We start from the raw sequence: 3,851 nt of genomic DNA, 5'->3' as shown, positions 1-3,851 counted from the left end.
GCGCTGCCGTTCGCGGCGCCGCACCCGAAGGGCCACCCGCCGACCGCGGACGGCCGGCGGAACTGCGGCGCGCTCGAGACGATCCTGTGGCGGCAGTGGGATGCCTCGGCGCCCCCGTCGGCTGAGGTGATCGCCGCTGTCGACCGGCTCGCGGAGTTCCCGCGGGCACTTCAGGAGAAGCTCGCTGCCGGGCTCGACGGCATCTACGTGGGCGATGGCGGGGTGCCTCAGCTCGACGACATGGGCGCGCTGCACGGCGTACCGCTGCCGTCCGGCCGGGCGACCTGGGACGCCTGCGCCGGCGCGTACGGCGAGCGCAAGATCGTGGTGGGCTCCCGGCCATCGCCGACCCCTGACGTGATGTGCCACGAGGTCGGGCACGCGCTTGACGATCTCGACAGCCCGCCAGGCAAGTGGCAATCCGACTCCGCCGAGTTCAGGATGATTTATGATCAATGCCAGCCCTTTATCGCGAGCGACTTCCACCGCCAGCGAGGCGGCCTTGGCCGTAAGGAGTTCTTCGCCGACGCTTTTGCCGCGATAGCGTCGGCGCAGCGGCCAGCACTGGTCGACATGCTGGGCGGTAACACGCGCATCGCGTTGCGGGTAATGCTGTACTTCAACCGGCGTTATGGCATCTAGGTGATCAGGCGATGTTTGTCATTCGACTGCCGAACGGGAACCTGCAGGTTCCGGCGACGGCCATCCGTCAGGACGGCCCGGTCATCGGCGATGTGTACGTCGAGATCGGGCCGCAGGACGCGGACTACGACCGGCTCGCCGAGCAGGCGCTGACCCCCGACGAGGTCGAGCAGCGGCGGCAGGAGTGGCGCGAGGGCGACGCCGCGCTGCACAGGGAGTTCCTGGAGTTCGCCAGGCTAGTGGGCGATCAGTACTGGCCGGGCCAGGATCCCGAGGCCGACTGACGCTCGACAGGGGCGCGGCTTAACCGGGCCCAAGGGGCGAAGCGCGGACCTCAGTCACCCGAGGTCCGCGCTCAAAGTCAAGCCGCAGGGTGCCCTTCAGGTGAAGCCGCACTGTCGCCACGCAACAGGGCGCGCACCTCGGATTCACGGAACCGTCGGTGCCCGCCAGGCGTGCGGATGCTGGTGATCCGTCCTGACGCCGCCCACCTGGTGACAGTCTTCGGATCCACCCGGAACAGGGCGGCCACTTCCCCAGGGGTGAGCAGCCGCTCATTGTTGCCGTCCACGTCCCATCTCCTCGCTTCGGTCGGAGTATGCCCCTAGTTTGGCGACAAACGGATACTTTCTGCCCCAATTTCGGGAAATTGCCTCAGCGATTCGCTCGTCGCTCAGGGTGACTCACCAGTAAGTTCCGCATGACGTGGCACTACGCTGGTGCGTGAGGAGGCTGACGCGTGGCTGAACTGGTTCCGCTCGAAGAGATACGCGCGGCAGCGCACAGGATCGCGGGCGTCGTCGTCCGCACCCCGCTGGTCCCGTTCCCCGGTGCCGTGGCGCCGAGCGATGCCACGCCGCCATCCCCCGGTCGTCCGGACCTGCTGGTCAAGCCCGAGTCGCTGCAGCCCACCGGCGCTTTCAAGCTGCGCGGCGCCTACAACGCGATCCGCGTGCTGACCGAGGACCCGGTGACGAGGCCCGGCGGCGTGGTGGCGCACTCGAGCGGCAACCACGGGTTCGCGGTCGCTTACGCCGCGGCGATGCTCGGCGTCAAGGCGGCCATTGTGGTGCCGCACAACGCTCCGAGGGTCAAGACCGACGCGATCGCGGGCGCAGGCGCGGAACTCGTCTGGGTCGAGCCCAACCTCGCCGCGCGAGTCGCGGCGACCGGGCAGATCGCGAAGACCCGCGGCTACGCCGAGATCCCGCCCTTCGACCACCGGCTGGTGATCGCGGGGCAGGGGACGATCGGTCTCGAGATCGCGGAAGACCTCGCGGCCCGGCCCCCGCGGGCCGTGCTCGTCCCGGTCGGCGGTGGCGGCCTCGTCTCCGGCATCGCGGTGGCTATCACGGCGCTCCTGCCGGAGACGAAGGTCATCGGCGTGGAGCCGGAACTCGCCGCCGACGCCCGTGACTCGCTGCACAGCGGCACCCGCGTCGCATGGCAGGCCGCCGACACCGCGCGGACCATGGCCGACGCGCTGCGCGTGGAGCAGGTCGGCGAACTGACCTTTCCGCACATCCGCGAGCTGGTCAGTGACATTGTCACGGTGACGGAAGACGAGATGCTCGCCGCGGTCAGGCAGCTGGCCCTGCGGGCCCGGCTGGTCGCCGAGCCGGGCGGCGCGGTTGCCGTGGCCGCGAGCTTGTCCAGGTCCGCCGCAGAGCTGGGGCTCGCTGCCGCCGACGGCGCCCCCCTGGTGGCCGTGCTGTCCGGCGGCAACATCGACCCGGGATTGCTGACCGGGGTCCTGGGCGCGGAAGCGACGTCCTACAATCGGTAGTGCTATGCGAACTGGACTTGCCTATACGTCCGCACGGATCCTGCTGCTGGTCATCTCCGTGGTGCTGCTCTACCTGGCCGGCGCGCGCGGGATCCTGCTGCTCGCGCTCGCGTTCGTGATCAGCGCGCTCGCGAGCTACGTGCTGCTGTCCAGGCAGCGCGAGGTGCTGGCCGGAGCGCTGAACCGCAGGCTGGGCCGCGTGACCGCGAAGGCGACAGAGTTCCGCGAGCGCCTCGAAGAGGGCACCGCCGCAGAAGACGCAGAAGCCCCCGCTGGGGAACCGGCGGTGGCCGAGACCTCCGGCGAGGCAGCGCCGCGCGGCTAGCTCAGCCAGCCGCCGCGGGACAGGTGCGCCAGCACGGCCGCCACCGCGTCGCGCCGGGACACGAGCGAGGTGTCCAGCACCAGGTCGGCGTCCGTCGGTTCCTCATACGGGTCGGAGATCCCGGTGAAAGACCCGATCACCCCGGCGCGGGCCTTCGCGTACAGACCCTTCCTGTCACGCGCCTCGCACACGGCGAGCGGCGTCGAGACGTGCACGAGCACGAAGTCGCCGACCTCGCTGACCTGGGACCGGACCGCCGACCTGGCCGCCGCGTACGGCGCGATCGGCGCGCAGATCGCGATCCCGCCATGCCGGGCCACCTCGGTCGCCACGTACCCGATCCGCGCGATGTTCAGGTCGCGGTCCTCACGGGAGAAGGTCAGCCCCGCCGACAGCAGCCGCCGGACGAGGTCGCCGTCGAGCAGCGACACGGTCCGGTCACCCCGCTCGAGCAGCGCGTCACGCAGGTCGCGGGCGAGGGTGGACTTGCCTGACCCGGACAGCCCGGTGAAGAACACGACGATGCCGCGCGCGGACCGTGGCGGCCGCGCCCTGCGCAGCTCCGCGGTTACGCCCTCCGGCATCAGCCACGACGGCACCGGGCCGTCGGTGTCGAGCAGCTCGGCGAGCTCGGCGCCGGAGAGCTCGCCTCGCTCGGTACCCGGCGCGATCAGGCCAAGCGGCCGCCAGACCTCGGCCGCGGGGTCGTAGGCCCACTCGGGCTCGGTAAGCACCTCCACCCCGAGCTTGGCGGCCGCGTCCGTGCGCCCCCCCGTGTCGGTAAGCAAATGTGTCGCACCATGCGCGGCGGCGATCACCACCAGCGCGGCGAGTTCCTCGTCGGGGTTCGCCCGCGGAGGCAGCGGTACGGGGACGACAAGAGTGCTGTCAGGCAGCTGCCGTGCCGCCGCGAGCACCGCGCGCACGAGGGCTTCCGGCCTGGTCACCACGGCAGCCGGGCCGGACACCAGCGGGAGCAGCAGGATCCGTGCCTTCAGCTGGCCGGCCAGGTGCCTGAGCTGGCCGATGTGCCGCTGCCCGAGCGGCCGCCTGGTGGCGAGCGCGAGCACCGGCCAGCCGGCGAACCCGGCCCGCACG

At 71.1% G+C, this 3,851-nt stretch carries 6 protein-coding genes; 4 read left to right on the top strand and 2 right to left on the bottom strand.

Annotation, left to right across the window (positions count from 1 at the left end):
* Positions 1 to 642: hypothetical protein (locus tag WA805_RS17990; RefSeq protein ID WP_425242906.1), on the top strand; the 642-nt coding region annotated here is incomplete at its 5' end.
* Between the two features lie 11 nt (positions 643 to 653).
* Positions 654 to 926: a hypothetical protein gene (locus WA805_RS17985; protein ID WP_422281007.1), complete on the top strand. Its 273-nt coding sequence runs from the start codon at positions 654 to 656 to the stop codon at positions 924 to 926.
* Positions 927 to 1,003: 77 nt separating this feature from the next.
* On the opposite strand, the gene WA805_RS17980 is transcribed toward WA805_RS17985, so the two are convergent.
* Positions 1,004 to 1,213 (bottom strand): BldC family transcriptional regulator, encoded by a 210-nt coding sequence (locus WA805_RS17980; RefSeq protein ID WP_422281009.1) that lies wholly within the window; start codon positions 1,211 to 1,213, stop codon positions 1,004 to 1,006.
* Between the two features lie 168 nt (positions 1,214 to 1,381).
* On the opposite strand from WA805_RS17980, the gene WA805_RS17975 reads away from it, so the two are divergent.
* Positions 1,382 to 2,428, top strand: a complete 1,047-nt coding sequence (locus WA805_RS17975) for a threonine ammonia-lyase (RefSeq protein WP_422287342.1) — start codon at positions 1,382 to 1,384, stop codon at positions 2,426 to 2,428.
* A 4-nt stretch (positions 2,429 to 2,432) separates the two neighbouring features.
* Positions 2,433 to 2,753: a DUF4229 domain-containing protein gene (locus tag WA805_RS17970; protein WP_424563100.1), complete on the top strand. Its 321-nt coding sequence runs from the start codon at positions 2,433 to 2,435 to the stop codon at positions 2,751 to 2,753.
* Here WA805_RS17970 and cysC read toward each other — a convergent pair.
* On the bottom strand, positions 2,750 to 3,851 hold a 1,102-nt coding region (cysC, locus tag WA805_RS17965), incomplete at its 5' end, for an adenylyl-sulfate kinase (protein ID WP_425242905.1). The two genes, WA805_RS17970 and cysC, sit on opposite strands and share 4 nt — an antisense overlap.

This window comes from Trebonia sp., from assembly GCF_049794275.1.
GTDB lineage: Bacteria > Actinomycetota > Actinomycetes > Streptosporangiales > Streptosporangiaceae > Trebonia.
Note: the sequence above shows the minus strand (reverse complement) of the source record. Positions and strands in the feature narration are given on the sequence as shown.

Coding starts and splice junctions, on each gene's coding strand:
- WA805_RS17970 (WP_424563100.1), top strand. CDS start 2,433: ATGCGAACTGGACTTGCCTATACGTCCGCACGGATCCTGCTGCTGGTC.
- WA805_RS17985 (WP_422281007.1), top strand. CDS start 654: ATGTTTGTCATTCGACTGCCGAACGGGAACCTGCAGGTTCCGGCGACG.